The sequence below is a fragment of the Pseudoalteromonas sp. RW-H-Ap-1 genome (genome assembly GCF_048318575.1).
In the GTDB taxonomy this organism is placed as follows: domain Bacteria; phylum Pseudomonadota; class Gammaproteobacteria; order Enterobacterales; family Alteromonadaceae; genus Pseudoalteromonas.
Genome location: NZ_CP166996.1, coordinates 2,457,977 through 2,474,429 on the forward strand (window position 1 = coordinate 2,457,977; position 16,453 = coordinate 2,474,429).

Consider the following 16,453-nt stretch of genomic DNA (forward strand, 5'->3'; position numbering starts at 1 on the left):
GTACATTACTTGCTGAAGTTGATTAACGCTAACGTTTAATTGGAGTAAAAGTATGAAATCGTTTTTAAAGGCTGTATTAGCAGGGTTAAGTACCACTGCGGTATTAACGTTTTCACCTTTTACTCACGCTCAGTGGTATGAGTCTACCGGCCATGCAGTTATTCAAAATAGCGATATTCCAGGTGCAAAAGCCGCTGCCATAAAAGATGCGATAACCCAAGCCTTAGTATTTTCTGGGGCGCGTGTAAGTTCAGTACAAACCCTTGTAGATGGCGTATTAACTCAAGACCAACTAAAAATAAGCAGCCAAGGCGAAATCCAAAAAATAGAGCTCGTTAGCGAAAACCGCAGCAGTGATGAATTTGCGATTACCTTACGCCTAGATATTTTTGCCCAAACCGAGCAATGCCCACAAAGCAACTTCAATAAATTTATCGCCGTGACGCAAAGTCAGTTAACAAATCGCGAACACGCTAGAATGGGTCAAATATTTGACATTAATAAAGCCGTAAGCAAAAACATCTACACGTCACTGCAAAAATCAAAAATGAGTGCCATACCGGTTGCTTATTTCAATAAAGCGATAAAAGTCGATACCTACTTTAATCAACAACATGACTACTCTAATAGCCAGTTAGAGGAAATTTCATCGCGCAGTAACGCGCAATACGTGTTGTTAAGCCAAATTACCAGTTTATCCACCAGCGATAAACTCAATAGCGACTATGCATTTTGGCAAGATGAAAGCTATCAGCGTCACTACCAAATAGAGTTTAGTTTATTTAATGGCACTACATATGAGCCCTTGTGGCAACAAAGCTATCAAAGCCAAGCCATATGGCCATTTGAAAAAACAGCCATTATTGATGTAAACAGTAATCGTTTTTGGCAGTCACCTTTTGGTCAAAGTATTAGTGAGATAAACCAAACCCTAAGTTACGATTTGCAAGCAGCCATGGCGTGCCTACCCACCCAAGGCAAAATTATGCACATGGAAAATAATAAACTCGTCATTAATTTAGGAAAGGCACATGGCTTAGAAAAAGGCCAACAGCTGAGTATTGCTCATCATAATTATTTAACAGACGCGCAAGGCAACACCATGCCGCATACTATAACTACTTTGAACCGTATTCGTGTAGAGCAGCTATATCAGCATAGCGCCATTGCCGTCAGTATTAATGATCAGCCTTTACCGGGCGTACAAATTAACGATATTGTGGAAGTTGCAACGCCCTAAAGTACTTGGGTTAGCTTAACTTTTAAATTATCGTGAGCGCTTAACCAATCAGCTAACTGCTCAACCCCAGATAAATGCGGGTAGTGGTTTCGACAGGCTAATACAATATTACGTTGCTGATTAGGAAAAATAGGCAAATAATGAATTCCCTCTCGGGGTATTGCAGCAAGTTTTGGCACAAACGTAACCCCATCGTCCATTGCCACCAGCGCTAATAAGGTTTCTAAGCTATTACCTTGATACTGGCTGGAAACATCCACTCCTGCCGAAAAACAAAACTGCTGAGCTTGATCTTTAAAGCAATGTCCATCACTTAACATTAATAGATTACTGCCTTGAAGATCTTGCAGTGCTACCTTTTTATTTACAGCTAAAGCGTTATCAGCAGATACCGCAACTAAAAAGTCTTCTTTATATACATTAATCGTATGGTAATTTTTTAGCTCAGGCACATCCGCTAAAATTGCAAAGTCTACCTCGCCACTGTCTAATGCAGCTAAAATGGTAGAAGTTTGCATTTCAATAAACGAAAACTGGCTTTGAGTAAATGCCGCTTTCATTGATGTAAGCAGTGTAGGTAGTAAATACGGGGCAATAGTAGGAATAATACCAATACTTAGTTTGCCCTGTAACGGTTGGTTAGAAGTAGCAGCCAGTTCTTTTAATATTTGAGTTTGTTCTAATATAAGAGTGATTTGTGTCAACAAACGTTCACCTTGGGTTGTTAAGGTAACGTGCTTAGTTGAACGATCAAATAAGATAACCCCTAATTCTTGTTCTAGCTTTTTAATTTGCCCACTTAAGGTAGGCTGGCTTACAAAGCAGGCATCGGCTGCTTTACGAAAATGTTTAAAATGCGCAACGGCTTTTACATATTCTAAATCTTTTAAGTTCATATTCATACTTAACCTGATAGCTTATGCCTATCAGTTTAATACAAACAAACGATTGGAACTATATTTAATTGTTCGCCATAATGGCTATCAACAAATCAAGAGGAACTAAAAAACATGTTAAACAATATTGAAGGTCAAACAATCCCTAACGTTACATTTGCAACACGTCAGAACGACGAGTGGAAATCAGTAACTACTGATGACATTTTTAAAGGCAAAACGGTCGTTGTATTTTCACTACCAGGCGCATTTACACCAACATGTTCATCAACACACCTACCACGCTACAACGAGTTAGCCGGTGTACTTAAGCAAAATGGCGTTGACGACATTGTTTGTGTATCAGTAAACGATACCTTTGTAATGAACGCATGGGCTGAGCATCAAGAAGCGCAAAACATTACTTTACTACCAGATGGTAACGGTGAATTTACTGACGGTATGGGTATGCTAGTTGATAAAAACGATTTAGGTTTTGGTAAGCGCAGCTGGAGATATTCTATGCTGGTTAAAGATGGCGTAGTAGAGAAGATGTTCATCGAGCCAGATTTACCAGGCGACCCGTTTGAAGTATCAGACGCTGACACTATGCTTGATTACATCAACCCAACTCAAGTAAAACCAGAAGCAGTTACTCTATTTACTAAGCCTGGCTGTCCTTTCTGTAAAAAAGCAAAAGAGCTACTTACAGCTAAAGGCTTTGCTTTTGAAGAAATTGTAATGGGTGCTGGCGCATCACTTACCAGCCTTAAAGCGGTATCGGGCCGTGAAACCGTACCACAAGTATTTATTGGCGGTAAGCACATTGGCGGCTCAGACGATTTAGAAAAATACTTTGCTTAATTAAGTAAATAAAACAGGGGCTGCAACGCCCTTGTTTATTAAAGGAAAAACACTATGAAAGAATTGCAAACCGACGTTGTTGTTATAGGTGCAGGTACCGCTGGTTTAAGTGCCTACCGTAATGCTAAACAGTTTACTCAAAACGTACTTATGATTGAATCAGGCCCATACGGTACAACCTGCGCACGTGTTGGTTGCATGCCAAGTAAATTATTGATTGCTGCAGCAGAAGCCGCGCACTCAATAGAAATGGCACCTGCCTTTGGAGTTCACAGCTCAAAACCGGTTATTGACGGTAAAGCCGTCATGGCACGAGTTAAAAGTGAGCGCGATCGCTTTGCAGGATTCGTAGTAGAAGCCGTAGATGAAATACCTAGCGAAGATAAAATTCGTGGCTATGCACAGTTTTTAGACGCCAACCGCGTGCAAATAGATGAGCACACCATTATCACTGCTAAACGCTTTGTAATAGCAACAGGTTCACGCCCATCTTACCCTGGCGTATTTAATAACTTTGGCGACCGACTGATTATTAATGACGATGTATTCGACTGGGATGATTTACCAGAATCAGTAGCCGTATTTGGCCCAGGCGTTATAGGCCTTGAAATTGGCCAAGCGTTGCACCGATTAGGGGTAAAGGTAAAACTCTTTGGTGTAGGTGGTGCCATAGGCCCACTAACCGACCCAGTAGTTAAAGATTACGCTAACACCGTATTTGCAGAAGAATTTTATGTTGATACCGACTCAAACGTTTCAGATATGAAACAGGTAGGTAATAAAGCAGAGCTAACCTATACCGACAAACAAGATGTTAAACATACCGAGCAGTTTGACTATGTTCTGGCTGCAACCGGGCGAGTACCTAACACCGATGAACTAGGGTTAGAAAACACCGGCATAGAGCTTGATGAACGTGGCGTACCACTTGCTGATGCCCACACTATGCAATGTGGCAACTCTCACATATTTATTGCAGGCGATGCCAGTAACATGATCCCACTGCTTCACGAAGCATCCGATCAAGGAACAATCGCAGGGCAGAACGCAGGCCGCTACCCTCATGTACGTGCGGGTTTACGCCGCGCTAAAATTGCTGCCGTATTTAGTGACCCACAAATAGCCATGGTTGGTGAAAGCTTTAAAGAAATTAGCCAACGATTAGGCAGCTGTGACTGCTTTGAAATAGGCGAAGTCAGCTTTGAAAATCAAGGCCGCAGCCGCGTTATGCTAAAAAACAAAGGCTACATGCGTGTATATGCCGAGCACGGTACCGGCTTATTTTTAGGTGCTGAATTTATAGGCCCACAAGCAGAGCACATTGCTCACTTATTAGCATGGGCTGTACAAAACAAAATGACTGTACCGCAAATGCTAGATATGCCTTTTTATCACCCAGTTATTGAAGAAGGCCTTCGCACTGCACTGCGAGATTTAAACGCTAAATTAAAATTTGGCCCAGACATTATTAACCATTGTATGGAATGTGGCCCAGGCGCATAACACACCACTAATACACACTTGCTACTCAAAGCCAAAACTCTTGTTTTGGCTTTTTTTATGTTAAAAACAGGTATATAAAATGGAGTTTAAGCTGCTACACTCAGGTTAATAAACAAACAAAAATGGACCCACAATGAGCAATAATAAATATAGACTTGTCACTCGAAGCGATTTTGACGGCCTAGTGTGTGCCGTATTACTTAAAGATTTAGATTTAATCGACGATATTTTATTTGTGCACCCAAAAGACATGCAAGATGGCAAAATAGCCATTACCAGCAACGACATTACCACTAACCTCCCCTATGTTGCAGGTTGTCATATTGCGTTTGATCATCACTTAAGTGAAACCGTTCGTAACGAAAGCGATATAAAAAACCATATTATTGATCCAGATGCGCCCTCTGCAGCACGCGTTGTATATGACTATTATGGTGGCGCTGAGAAATTCCCTAATATTTCAACTGACATGATGGAAGCGGTTGATAAAGGGGATTCTGCACAATTTTCAAAAGACGAAATTTTAAACCCAACAGATTGGGTGCTGATGAACTTTATTATGGATGCGCGCACAGGGCTTGGCCGTTTTCGTGAATTCAAAATTTCTAATTATCAGTTAATGATGAAGTTAATTGACGCCTGTAAAGATCACAGCATAGAACAAATACTAGCAATGGAAGATGTTGCCGAGCGTGTTGCTTTATATCACGAGCACAACGCACAGGCTAAAGAGCAAATAGACCGCTGCTCATCAGTACACGACAACTTAGTGGTCCTTAATTTAACCGAAGAAGAGACCATATTCGCCACTAATCGCTTTGTTATTTATGCCATGTTCCCCGAGTGTAATATCTCAATTCATAAAATGTGGGGGCTTAAAAAGCAAAACGTGGTGTACGCCATTGGTAAATCAATCACCAACCGCAGCTCCAATACTAATGTTGGCGAGTTATGCCTTAAATACGGCGGCGGCGGCCATCTAAATGCCGGCACTTGCCAAGTAGAAACTGACAAAGCTGAGCAAGTATTGAGCGAGCTGATTGCTACGATCACTAGTGATGGCTGAGTTATAGGTTCGGGGTTCGGGGTTCGGGGTTCGGGGTTCGGGGTTCGGGGTTCGGGGTTCGGGGTTCGGGGTTCGGGGTTCGGGGTTCGGGGTTCGGGGTTCGGGGTTCGGGGTTCGGGGTTCGGGGTTCGGGGTTCGGGGTTCGGGGTTCGGGGTTCGGGGTTCGGGGTTCGGGGTTCGGGGTTCGGGGTTCGGGGTTCGGGGTTCGGGGTTCGGGGTTCGGGGTTCGGGGTTCGGGGTTCGGGGTTCGGGGTTCGGGGTTCGGGGTTCGGGGTTCGGCAAAGTATTTTATAGAGCGAGCTAAATGATAGCTCGCTTTTTTTATTTATAAATAAAGTTTAATATAAGCGAAGAAGGAAAAATAATCGCTTTAAACGGAATTAGACTCTAATGAATAAAATAGAAAACTTTGAAAATATCTTATATAAAGAATCAAAATTAGCATTCACTAAAATTATTCAAGACCACGGTAGCGAGCTTTATGTTATTGGGTTTTACTTCACAGGAAGCTACAGCCTGCTGCCAATGTTTAATACTTTGTCAGATTTAAAAAAAGTCTTTGCAGAAGAATATAACAATGAAGAAAATGATTTTTTATTAGCTAAATGGAACGTTTCTGATTTCCCCTCTCTTGAAATGCACTCTGAATATTTTAATGATACAGAAGAAGCCTGTTATGAGTTTGATGATATAGACTACACAGCCTCTAGTGAGCAAGTAAATGACCAATGGGAGCAATGGTTAAACGTATTAGAAAGAGTTTTAATTCGTTTAGACTGCGATGGTTTATTTTCAAAAGGCATAGACCGAAATAAAATTACGCTCGCAATCCTTGCTTATGATGAAGAAGAAGCGACTCAATTTGAAAGAATTAAGCGAATAAACTCTCCCGCCGCTCTAAAGTATATTCAAAGCGATTTCGGAACTATGATTAATAAGCGTAATGAGATAGAAAAGTCAGTAATGGATGAATATGAACGTATTCAACAATTGCAATAATGTCTATGGATAACACATATTATGCTCTAATGACACTTGCCATTAGAGCATAAAACATCACAAATTTGAGCTAGAACAACTGAACCTGCTCAAGTATTAGTGCTAGATAGTTTAGAAGTATGTGAGTAAGTCGGTATTAAAAACTAGCCCTGTCAGATTATTATCGTTAACTAATTTTTTGAAATCGTCAGTGCAGTAGAGTGACAGACCTGATTGCATTTTCGATTTAAAAATAAGCTTATTGCTTATATCCTCATCATCAAAAGCAAGTGACTTTAACCCATCTTCAAAGCCATCTAGGTATGCTCTTTCTGTTAGTCTCAAATCCTCTTGAGCAAATATTAATGGATTGAACAAATATAAGTTATCACCATTAGTCTTTAAATCAATGAACTCACCAAATTCACTTAAATAGGCATTTAAGCACTCATAAGCAGACTCATTCAGCACTAAAAATGAACCGTATAAATTAACGTCATAGTTTTGCTTTTTTGCCCTTGGCTCATGCTTACATTCAAAACCATTAGGAGATAGCTCAGATAATGTAGCTTTTCCTTTAGGGACATCATTCATAACGACTTGAATAATATTATCGCTCATAGGCTTATTCGAGTTCTTAACTATCTGTTTTGACATTTCCATTATATCAAGGTTAATTACATCGTAAGCATTTGTTGGCTTTCTTAATTGATATACATTCATATGCCTTTCCACTGCTTATCTATTTTCTCAAATATTTTACTTGGCAACGTACCAGTCCTAATTGCAACTTTTACATTTCGAAGTTTATTGGTGAACAACGCTTTGTTTCAGTTTGTATCATCCCTAAGCTACCTCCAATCCATGACTTATAATTGTATCTGTGTATTTTTCTGAGTGGAGGTGTATCCTTTGTAGCCCAGTCGAGAGCGAAAAGCTAGACGCATTAAAAAAAATTATTCGTCATTACGCTATAAGTAGATGGTTAGGAGAAAGGCGGTTACGCTCTATGTTTAAGGGTAAAGAAGATAGCCTATTAGAACAGGCTCGCTTTGTTGCTGATAACAGTGATTGGAAAGGCTGCATACTCGCTATGGGCGGTTTACACACAAAGCTAAAAGATAGACCTATCAAATTACACACCAATTTAAACATAGTAGAGGAAACGGGCGAGTGCTTGCAAAACTATTACGATGGTGAACTCATACTTAAAGTAAAAGGACTGTGGTTCGCAGGTAAAGCCATAATCACAAGGCACTATTCATGGAAGGTAGAAAAAGCATAACCTAAAGCTAAAACTTATTAGCTAAAGCTCCGTATTATTTAATAAGGGCTAAAGCTATAACATTTAGATAAAATTACAGTTAAATACAACATTTCAAATAGCTAAAGCTCTAAGCTAAGCTTTAGCTCATATCAAACACCATTACAAAGCCAAAAATTACCTTTAACTTACCATTTGCCTGAATGGCAAAAAGGCTCTTACTTGGAGTTCTGTAAATAACTGTACTAAGGGATAAAATTCAACTTAAAACGCTCCAACCTGAGTACTCGTTTACAAATCATTATATGCGCCCATTCCCTCATAAACACAATCATATACAAATTAGCCTCTATCAACTAAAATGTCTGAAAAATGGAGAAGTAAAAAATGGCAAATGAATTTGATGTAGTAAAATACATATTAAAAGAGTTAGGTGAAATTTCTGCAATGAAATTGCAAAAACTAGTTTACTATAGTCAAGCGTGGTCGCTGGTTTGGGATGAGGAAGAGCTCTTTTCAGAAGACTTTGAAGCATGGGCTAATGGTCCAGTACTTCGAACAGTTTACGAACAGCATAGAGGTATGTTTAAAGTTAAAAGTGATACTTTTTCTAAAGGTGATCCCAAAAACTTAACTGAAGATCAAATTGACACTATTGACTCTGTCCTTAAGTTTTATGGTGATAAAAGTGCTCAATGGTTAAGTAATTTGACACATAAAGAATCTCCTTGGAAGGATGCTCGTGCTGGACTAAATGCAATGGACTCATCAAATGAGGCTATATCTAAAGGCTCTATGGAAGAATATTACTCTGCGCTTTAACTATTATGATAAAGAAACTAGAGAGGGAAGCTCGGAAAGACGCTCGGAAAAAAACGTCAAGAAAAGTCAGTAAAATTCAGAGCTGACTTTATCGAAAATAACCCAGAACAAATCCCTAAAATACAATTTCTGCCCGATTTGGATAAGTACCCTAAACTAGATGCAAATATCTCAGAATTAGAAACTCCGAAACAACCAATTATAAACCAATCTGGCTCTAGATTTGGTCTAAAAATGACATGGTGCGCGAGAGCCGCTGATAAATATGAGCAATGGTCATGGGGTGAAGATAGAGGGTGGGCCAGTGATGAATGGAATAACGAAATAGCTAAATGCTTAGACTCTCTTGAAGGCCATGATTGGAAAGAAATCCAAGCTATGACATCAGATACAATGCACTTAATGCATCACGACCATGATATCAGTGATTTATGTGATGAAGCCGTAGAGCGTTGGATAGAGCGAGACTTAGAACAATTTGATACATTGTTTAGGTTTCGACTTGGTAATAAGAAAAGAGCTTGGGGGATAGAGCTCCAAGGCCACTTCTATATGATTTGGTATGAGCGTAATCATCAAATTTACTCCGTAGATTAAATAGAATAACAGACATCAACAAGCTACATATGTGCTACACAGAAAAACACTAAAAACAAAATAAAACTGTAACCCATTGATTTTATTGGTAGCCCCTGCAGGAATCGAACCTGCAACTGCCCCTTAGGAGGGGGCCGTTATATCCATTTAACTAAGAGGCCACGCTTGGTGCTAAGTATTAAGTGTTTGGAAATTATAACGGCATCTGGTTTTTTATATCAAGCATCAAATTAAGTTAATTGCTTGATAAATATATATCTTCTTTATTTAATACATAAAGCGGTATAAATGTTCGGCTGCTGGCTGCAAGGCGCTTATTTTCAATATTTATCACGCGAGCGTTAATAACAACCCCATCTGCACGGTAAATTAATGTACCCGATAAAACATGGCTGGCTATATTCGTACCTGCAAGCTTGCGAGTGTTCCGTGTAAACGCAAAGTCGCCTTGTTCGTTAACGGTAATTAAATTGGCTGTTTTAAAATCAACCGCGCTATAACCAAATTTTTGCAGCTGATGTATGAAGGTTTCTGATAACTGATTACCTAACTGGCTTGCTGTAGTTAAACTTGCGTCTAAATCAACGAACGACGTAACCGCAATCGCTGCATCTTGCGGGGCTACTTGCATGGTGTCGGTTAAATCAAGTGCCATTTGCTCTACGTAGTTAACTAAGCTTTTATGGTGCTTGTTTGGGTTAAACTGCGTTGTATCGGCGTATTGTTCTTGCTCGTCATTTTGCTGCATTTGCGCCATGATCTGGTTAAAATCAAGATTGCTTACCACTGTTTGCTCTGGCTCAGATTTGGCGGGCTTGGTCGCGGTCGACTCGCCCATTAAATTACAGCCTGAAAGTAATAGTGATAATGCACTTATGCTAATTAAAGCTGAACGCTTAGCTAAGTTAGCCATGATAAATCTCACTTACTCGCTTGTTTAAGCATAATGCCATCAGCACTGTTACTACTATTTAGCGCATCAATAACTGATTGCGGAATAAAGCCCTGTGCAGAGCCTACAACCGCTTTGCTTGCTAAACCAACAATACGTGCATTTACTAATATGCCGCCTTGATGGTTTACTAGCGTGCCAGCTAATACGTAACTAAAGTTTTGTTCTTGGTTAAGCTCTAAGTAGTCGCGGCTAAAAACAAAATCGCCACCAGGGGTTACACGCATATAATCGGTGGTTTTAAAATCAATGACCGGCACACCAAAGTTATGCAGTTCGTGCATAAAGCTCTCTGCTATTTGGTTACCTACTAAATCAGCATTGTTGTAGTCACGGTCTAAAAAAACAAAACTTGATACCGCCAATGGCGTTTTAGTATTTACGTACTGTAAGTTTTCAGCCATGTCTTGCATGATGCCACGCACATAGTGATTAATATTTTTACGGGTTGGTGTATTTACTTGTTTGTTTTTATTCATCACTGCGGCTTTATTTTGATAAAGCGAATCTGTATTTGTTGGTGCAGCTACAGGGCGTTGCTCAAAAAACATAGGCGCATCGTCGGTAATTTGCGTGTCACTATGGTTTGTCATTTGTGAACAACCAAAGCCCAGTGGCAAACATAAAGTTAATAGTAGGCGTTTCATGTGTGCTCCTAATTAATATTCACTGCGGTAAATATAGTCACCGCGCTGCTGTATTTTTTCATTACTCCACATCACATTGATGGGAATTTCAGTACTTGCGGCAGATACAATCTGATTAGTTTGCATATTTACCATGCGAGCATTAACAATATAAGCATGTTCTTGACGGGTTAAAGTACCAGTGATCACAAAGTCAATAATCTGACGCTGCTTTAAGTTACTCGTGCTGCGGCTTAACACTGAATCAGCGCTCGCTGATAAGTTAAGCTGGTTTTCAAGCCGATATTCAACCGTGTTGTACCCTAACTGAGTAAATTGGGTTATTAAGCTTTCTTGAACTTGCTGACTAAGCCCTGCTCCCTGCCCTTGAGCAATTAGTGAATCCAAAGCATTGGCTAAATAAAAGCTGCTGACCGCGATTGAAGCGGTGCTTTTAAAAGGCTCTTTGATATGGCTAAGCTGGGCACTCAAGCTATTTACGTACTGGTTAAGCGTATAAGGTGCCATGACCGCTTTAGGCGCATCAGTGCTTATACTCGGCTTTGGCTGGGGTGTTAAGCTACAGCCCGCTAAATTTAATAATAGTAAGGGTAACAAAAGGCGCATAGTTGCCATCCTCTAAAAACATAATAGTTACAAAGCAATTATTATGCCTAATACCCTAGATGCATATTTATTTTAATGGCTGTTGGGTGTAATGGCTCACAATGCAATTGATTTGGCGCTGTTTAAGTTTATCGCAATCGGCAGCGGCATTCGCTTGATTTTGATAAGCCCCAAGCTTTAAACGGTAATAAGTCATGCCACTCACGTTAATAGTTTCTACATTAGCCACAAATTCGCCCTGAAATAACGAAGATGCACTGGCTTTTATTTGATTTAAACTTTGGCTAAGTCGCTCTTTGTCGGTAACGGCTGCAACTTGCAAGGCAAATAAGGCTTTAACGGCTTGTTTTTCATCAGCTGTATTCGCTGCTACTTTAGCTTTTTGTGCAACTTTTGTGGGTGCTACCGTTTCAGCCGAAGCTTTAGCTGTTGATACTGCAGGCGTATTTGTTGATGCAGAGCCTTGTTTTGCCACTACATTTAATTGGCTTATTAATAACTTTAAGTCTTGTTCAATCACTAATAAACGTTCAACACCTGCTTTGGCTGCTTGCCACTGCTGAGACGATGCTTTTAGCTGCGCCAACTCTTCCTCAGAAAGATTGGCACTCGCTTGCATTGGCTGAGGAGATTCTGCAGTTTTGGTGGTGCTGCATCCTGATATAAAAAGAGCAGCAATACAGGCAATTAGTATTGAGTAGCGTTTATATAAATTAGCATATTGCATGGTTAAACCTTATTGTTATTAGTGGCTAATAAGTTGTGCTTGGACTTGGCAGTTCAAGCCTTTTACTTTTAATTCTGCACATACTTGTTCAAGCTCCCCTTGCGCAGACTCGGCATAAGCGACGGCTAAAATATACCGTTTTTGTTTTTCGTCTTTAATATAAAAAGCATCACGCTTTGATTGCTCATTTAAATGACGTTTAATTAATTGATAATACGCTTTCATAATTGGTAATGATGAAAACCCACCCGCATTAGCAATATACGCTGGAGTTTTTGTTTTTTCTTTAAGCTCAAAGTCAACGCCCATTACTACTTCACCTTGCGCTGGTAACTTAACCACCACCTGTTGCGTATCTTTTAAAGACTTACGTTGCTTAAATTCATCATCTATAACCGCTTTATATTCGCCAGGGCGTAAATCGGTAAACAAATAATAACCATCATAAGCAGCCTGCGTTTGTGCCACTTGCTTGCCTTGTTTGTCGAGTAATTTTACGGTAGCAAAAGGCTGTACTTCAGTGCTGCCTTGCTCATCTTGTTTGTAAACAGTTCCCTCTAATTCACTGCTATTATTAAGCGGCACTTCCATATATTCAACAAAGCCGGCACGCGGTGTAATAGAAAAGCCATCATTGGCGGCAACTAAAAAAGGCTCACTAATACTACCTGGCTCTATCACTATGTCGGTGGTTCTATTTGCTGGCATTCCTTTAAGTATTGCTAAACCATTTTCGTTGGTTACAGCTCGGCGGTAGTTTTGAACTCCTTTTACCTTAACGCCTTCAATTCCCTTTTCTCCGTCATCTTGAATATTGTTATTATTTGAATCAAGAAAAACTCTAACCATTAAAGTGCCAGAGTTTGCGAGGCTTCTTTTACTTAAAAAGTACTCGTCAGTGTTCGTATCAAAACCAATACTAAAGCGACTAAATAAACCTAGCCGCCAATTATCATCATCGTCGTAACTCATTGTGCTATTTAAGCTAAAACTATCGCTTTGCCAATTTAGACCCAGTTCCATAGAAACTAAATCATTTATACGAGAGTTTCTTAGTGTGAATTCAGATTGTAAGTTCTGAGATAAACTACGGCTTAATTCTGCTTGGTAACCCAGTATAGTTGAACCAGAGTCTGCGCTGTAGTCAACACTAAAACGAGTGTATGTTTTACCAAATCGATGTTGAAGACGCATACTGCCAAGTGTTGTTGCATCATCTAAAGAATCAAATTTTCGCCAAATTAAGTTGTTACTAACAACGGTACCACCTAAATTATACGATAAGGTATTATCAACACTTAAATATGAGTCGCTAAATTCTCTGCTGTTATAGGCGAGCGTATTTTGATAGCTTAAGCTTCCAAACGATTTATCAAACAACTTTCCTGCCGTATATAATTGATAACTTTCAACTTTCGCTGTCTGCGAATCACCAATTATCTTTTCATTGTTTTGAGACAGGCTTAACCGTACCGATTGACCAATTAACTCACCTCTCGCAGCTACCTCTAGCTTATCTTCATCGTTATTATTTTTTTCATAATCTAGATTAAGTAATACTTTATCAAATATACTTAGGTTCGAACCAAAAGCATAATTGTTAACATAATCACCCGAATTACTATTTAATATTGATGTACCAGCATAAACCGATAAATAGTCAGTTATTCCCGTTTCATAACGACCTGCTAGCTGCCAACCTTTGCCTTGTGTCGAATAAAGTGACTGATTGAATAACTGTTCACCTTGCTCAGTAATTGACAACTCATAAAACGACTCATCTGCTGACAAACTATTTCCATCTATAAAATATTGCTCTGTTTTTCGCTCTACTTGCCCTTGTGGGCCATAAAAAATCAGCTCAAAATTATTAGCGCCAAACAATAAATCAATATCTTCAAATAAATAACGCCCATCAGCTAAACTAAACTGCTGCGCTAGCAGTACATCATTACGGTATAACTCAACATCCCACCCTGGTTGAATAGCACCCGTTAAATTAATTTGATTACTGTTAACCTGTTTAAAAAGTGGTTTGTTATCAACTTTTATTCCTCTGGCGTAACTACTATTAAATTGTTTACCGATTTGAGTTGCTAATACATCTCCAAATTGAACAGTTGTCGCATTTAAAGGACCTAATAACCGTGCATCTTTACTTTGACGGCTAAATGATAATCTTGAATCTGACAGTAAATCTTGCTTTCGTCCTGCAAAAAAATACTGAGCATTAAAATAGGCTAAGTCGTTTGAGCCTAATACAGAGTACCCTAGCGCTGAATCCGTATTACTCTTGGTTGCACTAAGCTGCACATCAGCAAGAGGAGATGAAATTGCACTGTATGGACTGGCCTTCCACGGTAATATAGCTTGGCGAGATTCTCTATTAGTTACAGTTTCTCGCTGCTCTCTTTCGCGTTTTAACTCTATAGGTAATTTGGTGGGGGAGCTTACATATAGCTCAAGTGCTGAATATTCAATATCAATATCTAACGAAAACCACTGCGCTAACAAGTTACTATCAACAAACATATCGCCGTTATCAGCATAAGCTTGTTGGCTGTTAAATGAATATCTAGCGCCGTTAATTTGTACTGTATTTGTATTTAAGTCTAAATAAAACTGATTATCTTCACGAATAAACCAGCCTTGAGCAATAAGGTCATCGCTATTTATATCGATAGCAAAATCTAGGCTTTCTGAAAAACTTAATAAATCTATTAATACACCGGTTTTACTTTTCACCCCGAGCATTTCACCCAGGTAATTTTTTTCACGAACGATGAAAAAAATAATAACTCCCCTTCGGGGATACCCTCACCTTGCTGCACATTAAGCTCAGGCACTGTTCTTTCACTTACAGCTTGATCAGTGTTGTATTGCTGCCATTTTTTATCTATTTTTTTTATGCTAGCAAGAATGGCCTGAGTGTCAGGCTCTGCTGCTAATAATGGATCAATTGATAAAAAAATGATCAACAACCACTTTAAGCGCTTAAAGTAATACATCGCCTATTTCAAATTACCGATAATTGCATTATTAATTGGCGCAACCTTTTCACTAAAAATAGTATCGCGATATTCTTTAAGCCCTGTATAAATGACGCGAACTTCGCCATTTTTCGGGATATTTTGATCTGCAAAAATTGGTATCGTCGCCGTTGTTGTTTTTAGCTCAGGGTAAATACTAAAATCGTTTAACATGGCGATCTTTTTCTCTGTATCCGTTCCTTTTTGCTTAAAGAAAACTTCTAACTTGCCAAAAGAGCTAAAGCCCCCCTCTCGCTTAATTTCAATCTCAAGCGCTTTTTTTCTGGGCTGTGTATAAGCTGTAAATTGCTAATATTAACATTAGGTTTTTCAGCGCCTTTTCGCAAAATAACAGGGATAGTGTAACTTAATAGTAATTTCAAATTAATACCAAGTCTTTGTTGCTGGATTTGAGTTTCATTCGGGAGTGCTTTAAATGCTAAGTGAGAGCGGTATTCCTGTTCTATTAAACCTTTTGGCTTTCGAATAGCAAGCTTGACTATCTGCCTTTCTCCTGGTGCTAATCTAACTTGCGATGGGCTAATCCTAACCATACTTTTAAGTGAAGATGAACTTTCTTGATCAGCCGCTAAATTAGCATACCCTCCACCAGCTAGTGCAACTTTGTCTTGCCACTCCAACCTATAAGTTTTTGCTTCATTAGAGTTATTAACAACAATGACTTTAGCAACACGCTGACGTTCATCAAAATTTACTCTTGTTGGGGAAATAAGTAAGTTCGCATATGAATGGAAGCTAGTTAAGATAAAGCTTACTAAGATAAAAAAAGGTTTTATTATTGTCATTTTATCAACATCTCTAGTTGTCTAATAATTTAGCGTCACTTCAATTGTAGTATCAAAGATACCATCTTTATAAGTATTTCCGTCACCTGAGGTACTTAATTGCCCCCCTACTCTCAATAAAGCAGTTCCTGTGGTATCGGTTGTAATGGTCGCATTATAAATGAGTTGATTTAAAATCAGTGGCGCGCCACCAAAAATGTTATTTAGGGGCTGATCACTTACAAAGTCACTCACGTTTACCTGGATACGTGCAGGGTATCCTTCAAGCAACAATTCAGCTGCATGGCCTTTTTCAAGTAAATATATCTTATTGGTTAAGGTATTTGTATTACTGGGCAACAAGGTTATAGAGCTAACACTTTGATTATCACTGATAACAATTTTACCAAAATTCAATTGCTCAAGCGGTGTAACTTGTGCGTATAAATCCGTAGTTAAGAAAACTGCAAGTATGAGTAAAATTAATTTCATAAAGTA

Annotated in this window: 19 protein-coding genes and 1 tRNA gene; 8 read left to right on the forward strand and 12 right to left on the reverse strand. The window is 39.2% G+C overall.

Annotation, left to right across the window (positions count from 1 at the left end; all coding sequences use genetic code 11):
- The first annotated feature begins 52 nt into the window (after positions 1-52).
- Complete coding sequence (locus AB8618_RS11780) at positions 53-1,240, forward strand: flagellar assembly protein T N-terminal domain-containing protein (RefSeq protein WP_413400641.1); 1,188 nt, start codon at positions 53-55, stop codon at positions 1,238-1,240.
- On the opposite strand, the gene AB8618_RS11785 is transcribed toward AB8618_RS11780, so the two are convergent.
- Positions 1,237-2,136, reverse strand: coding sequence for a LysR substrate-binding domain-containing protein (locus AB8618_RS11785; protein ID WP_413402866.1), 900 nt, complete (start codon positions 2,134-2,136; stop codon positions 1,237-1,239). The two genes, AB8618_RS11780 and AB8618_RS11785, sit on opposite strands and share 4 nt — an antisense overlap.
- 114 nt (positions 2,137-2,250) lie before the next feature.
- Here AB8618_RS11785 and AB8618_RS11790 point away from each other — a divergent pair, with 114 nt between their 5' ends.
- From AB8618_RS11790 to AB8618_RS11805, 4 genes are all read left to right on the forward strand, one after another.
- Entirely contained in the window at positions 2,251-2,979 is a 729-nt protein-coding gene (locus AB8618_RS11790; protein ID WP_008466566.1) for a glutathione peroxidase, read from the forward strand.
- Between the two features lie 54 nt (positions 2,980-3,033).
- Positions 3,034-4,482 (forward strand): dihydrolipoyl dehydrogenase, encoded by a 1,449-nt coding sequence (locus AB8618_RS11795; protein ID WP_413400642.1) that lies wholly within the window; start codon positions 3,034-3,036, stop codon positions 4,480-4,482.
- Positions 4,483-4,615: 133 nt separating this feature from the next.
- Positions 4,616-5,548: an exopolyphosphatase gene (locus tag AB8618_RS11800; protein WP_413400643.1), complete on the forward strand. Its 933-nt coding sequence runs from the start codon at positions 4,616-4,618 to the stop codon at positions 5,546-5,548.
- A gap of 390 nt (positions 5,549-5,938) precedes the next feature.
- A complete protein-coding gene (locus AB8618_RS11805) occupies positions 5,939-6,547 on the forward strand; it encodes a DUF4303 domain-containing protein (protein ID WP_409423683.1) in 609 nt (202 codons plus the stop codon).
- Positions 6,548-6,658: 111 nt separating this feature from the next.
- Here AB8618_RS11805 and AB8618_RS11810 read toward each other — a convergent pair whose 3' ends face one another.
- The gene (locus AB8618_RS11810; RefSeq protein ID WP_413400645.1) at positions 6,659-7,249 is read right to left on the reverse strand and encodes a hypothetical protein; all 591 of its coding nucleotides are present in this window, start codon (positions 7,247-7,249) and stop codon (positions 6,659-6,661) included.
- Positions 7,250-7,535: 286 nt separating this feature from the next.
- Here AB8618_RS11810 and AB8618_RS11815 point away from each other — a divergent pair, with 286 nt between their 5' ends.
- From AB8618_RS11815 to AB8618_RS11825, 3 genes are all read left to right on the forward strand, one after another.
- Positions 7,536-7,811 carry a hypothetical protein gene (locus AB8618_RS11815; protein ID WP_413400646.1) on the forward strand — a complete coding sequence of 92 codons (276 nt, stop codon included), beginning with the start codon at positions 7,536-7,538 and terminating at the stop codon, positions 7,809-7,811.
- A 366-nt stretch (positions 7,812-8,177) separates the two neighbouring features.
- On the forward strand, positions 8,178-8,612 hold the full coding sequence (locus tag AB8618_RS11820) for a Panacea domain-containing protein (RefSeq protein WP_182759160.1): 435 nt from the start codon (positions 8,178-8,180) through the stop codon (positions 8,610-8,612).
- A 234-nt stretch (positions 8,613-8,846) separates the two neighbouring features.
- The gene (locus AB8618_RS11825; protein ID WP_409423686.1) at positions 8,847-9,209 is read left to right on the forward strand and encodes a hypothetical protein; all 363 of its coding nucleotides are present in this window, start codon (positions 8,847-8,849) and stop codon (positions 9,207-9,209) included.
- 86 nt (positions 9,210-9,295) lie between these two features.
- On the opposite strand, the gene AB8618_RS11830 is transcribed toward AB8618_RS11825, so the two are convergent.
- The 10 genes from AB8618_RS11830 to AB8618_RS11875 all read right to left on the reverse strand — a co-directional run bounded on the left by AB8618_RS11830 (position 9,296) and on the right by AB8618_RS11875 (position 16,447).
- Positions 9,296-9,370 (reverse strand) — tRNA-Arg (locus AB8618_RS11830).
- Between the two features lie 74 nt (positions 9,371-9,444).
- The gene (locus AB8618_RS11835; RefSeq protein ID WP_409423687.1) at positions 9,445-10,122 is read right to left on the reverse strand and encodes a FlgO family outer membrane protein; all 678 of its coding nucleotides are present in this window, start codon (positions 10,120-10,122) and stop codon (positions 9,445-9,447) included.
- 8 nt (positions 10,123-10,130) lie between these two features.
- Positions 10,131-10,808 carry a FlgO family outer membrane protein gene (locus AB8618_RS11840; RefSeq protein WP_008466541.1) on the reverse strand — a complete coding sequence of 226 codons (678 nt, stop codon included), beginning with the start codon at positions 10,806-10,808 and terminating at the stop codon, positions 10,131-10,133.
- A gap of 12 nt (positions 10,809-10,820) precedes the next feature.
- Positions 10,821-11,414 carry a FlgO family outer membrane protein gene (locus AB8618_RS11845; RefSeq protein ID WP_409423688.1) on the reverse strand — a complete coding sequence of 198 codons (594 nt, stop codon included), beginning with the start codon at positions 11,412-11,414 and terminating at the stop codon, positions 10,821-10,823.
- A gap of 67 nt (positions 11,415-11,481) precedes the next feature.
- Positions 11,482-12,141, reverse strand: coding sequence for an SPOR domain-containing protein (locus AB8618_RS11850; RefSeq protein WP_409423689.1), 660 nt, complete (start codon positions 12,139-12,141; stop codon positions 11,482-11,484).
- A gap of 18 nt (positions 12,142-12,159) precedes the next feature.
- Positions 12,160-14,886 (reverse strand): hypothetical protein, encoded by a 2,727-nt coding sequence (locus tag AB8618_RS11855; RefSeq protein WP_409423690.1) that lies wholly within the window; start codon positions 14,884-14,886, stop codon positions 12,160-12,162.
- A complete protein-coding gene (locus tag AB8618_RS11860) occupies positions 14,883-15,119 on the reverse strand; it encodes a hypothetical protein (RefSeq protein WP_409423691.1) in 237 nt (78 codons plus the stop codon). The genes AB8618_RS11855 and AB8618_RS11860 overlap by 4 nt, the downstream gene beginning before the upstream one ends.
- A 33-nt stretch (positions 15,120-15,152) precedes the next feature.
- Complete coding sequence (locus tag AB8618_RS11865) at positions 15,153-15,344, reverse strand: hypothetical protein (protein WP_409423692.1); 192 nt, start codon at positions 15,342-15,344, stop codon at positions 15,153-15,155.
- A gap of 47 nt (positions 15,345-15,391) precedes the next feature.
- Positions 15,392-15,976 (reverse strand): molecular chaperone, encoded by a 585-nt coding sequence (locus tag AB8618_RS11870; protein ID WP_409423693.1) that lies wholly within the window; start codon positions 15,974-15,976, stop codon positions 15,392-15,394.
- A 21-nt stretch (positions 15,977-15,997) separates the two neighbouring features.
- A complete protein-coding gene (locus tag AB8618_RS11875) occupies positions 15,998-16,447 on the reverse strand; it encodes a DUF4402 domain-containing protein (protein ID WP_409423694.1) in 450 nt (149 codons plus the stop codon).
- Positions 16,448-16,453: the final 6 nt, after the last annotated feature.

Coding starts and splice junctions, on each gene's coding strand:
- AB8618_RS11800 (WP_413400643.1), top strand. CDS start 4,616: ATGAGCAATAATAAATATAGACTTGTCACTCGAAGCGATTTTGACGGC.
- AB8618_RS11785 (WP_413402866.1), bottom strand. CDS start 2,136: ATGAACTTAAAAGATTTAGAATATGTAAAAGCCGTTGCGCATTTTAAA.
- AB8618_RS11810 (WP_413400645.1), bottom strand. CDS start 7,249: ATGAATGTATATCAATTAAGAAAGCCAACAAATGCTTACGATGTAATT.
- AB8618_RS11805 (WP_409423683.1), top strand. CDS start 5,939: ATGAATAAAATAGAAAACTTTGAAAATATCTTATATAAAGAATCAAAA.
- AB8618_RS11835 (WP_409423687.1), bottom strand. CDS start 10,122: ATGGCTAACTTAGCTAAGCGTTCAGCTTTAATTAGCATAAGTGCATTA.
- AB8618_RS11790 (WP_008466566.1), top strand. CDS start 2,251: ATGTTAAACAATATTGAAGGTCAAACAATCCCTAACGTTACATTTGCA.
- AB8618_RS11865 (WP_409423692.1), bottom strand. CDS start 15,344: ATGTTAAACGATTTTAGTATTTACCCTGAGCTAAAAACAACAACGGCG.
- AB8618_RS11870 (WP_409423693.1), bottom strand. CDS start 15,976: ATGACAATAATAAAACCTTTTTTTATCTTAGTAAGCTTTATCTTAACT.
- AB8618_RS11840 (WP_008466541.1), bottom strand. CDS start 10,808: ATGAAACGCCTACTATTAACTTTATGTTTGCCACTGGGCTTTGGTTGT.
- AB8618_RS11850 (WP_409423689.1), bottom strand. CDS start 12,141: ATGCAATATGCTAATTTATATAAACGCTACTCAATACTAATTGCCTGT.
- AB8618_RS11875 (WP_409423694.1), bottom strand. CDS start 16,447: ATGAAATTAATTTTACTCATACTTGCAGTTTTCTTAACTACGGATTTA.
- AB8618_RS11820 (WP_182759160.1), top strand. CDS start 8,178: ATGGCAAATGAATTTGATGTAGTAAAATACATATTAAAAGAGTTAGGT.
- AB8618_RS11815 (WP_413400646.1), top strand. CDS start 7,536: ATGTTTAAGGGTAAAGAAGATAGCCTATTAGAACAGGCTCGCTTTGTT.
- AB8618_RS11795 (WP_413400642.1), top strand. CDS start 3,034: ATGAAAGAATTGCAAACCGACGTTGTTGTTATAGGTGCAGGTACCGCT.
- AB8618_RS11845 (WP_409423688.1), bottom strand. CDS start 11,414: ATGCGCCTTTTGTTACCCTTACTATTATTAAATTTAGCGGGCTGTAGC.
- AB8618_RS11780 (WP_413400641.1), top strand. CDS start 53: ATGAAATCGTTTTTAAAGGCTGTATTAGCAGGGTTAAGTACCACTGCG.
- AB8618_RS11825 (WP_409423686.1), top strand. CDS start 8,847: ATGACATGGTGCGCGAGAGCCGCTGATAAATATGAGCAATGGTCATGG.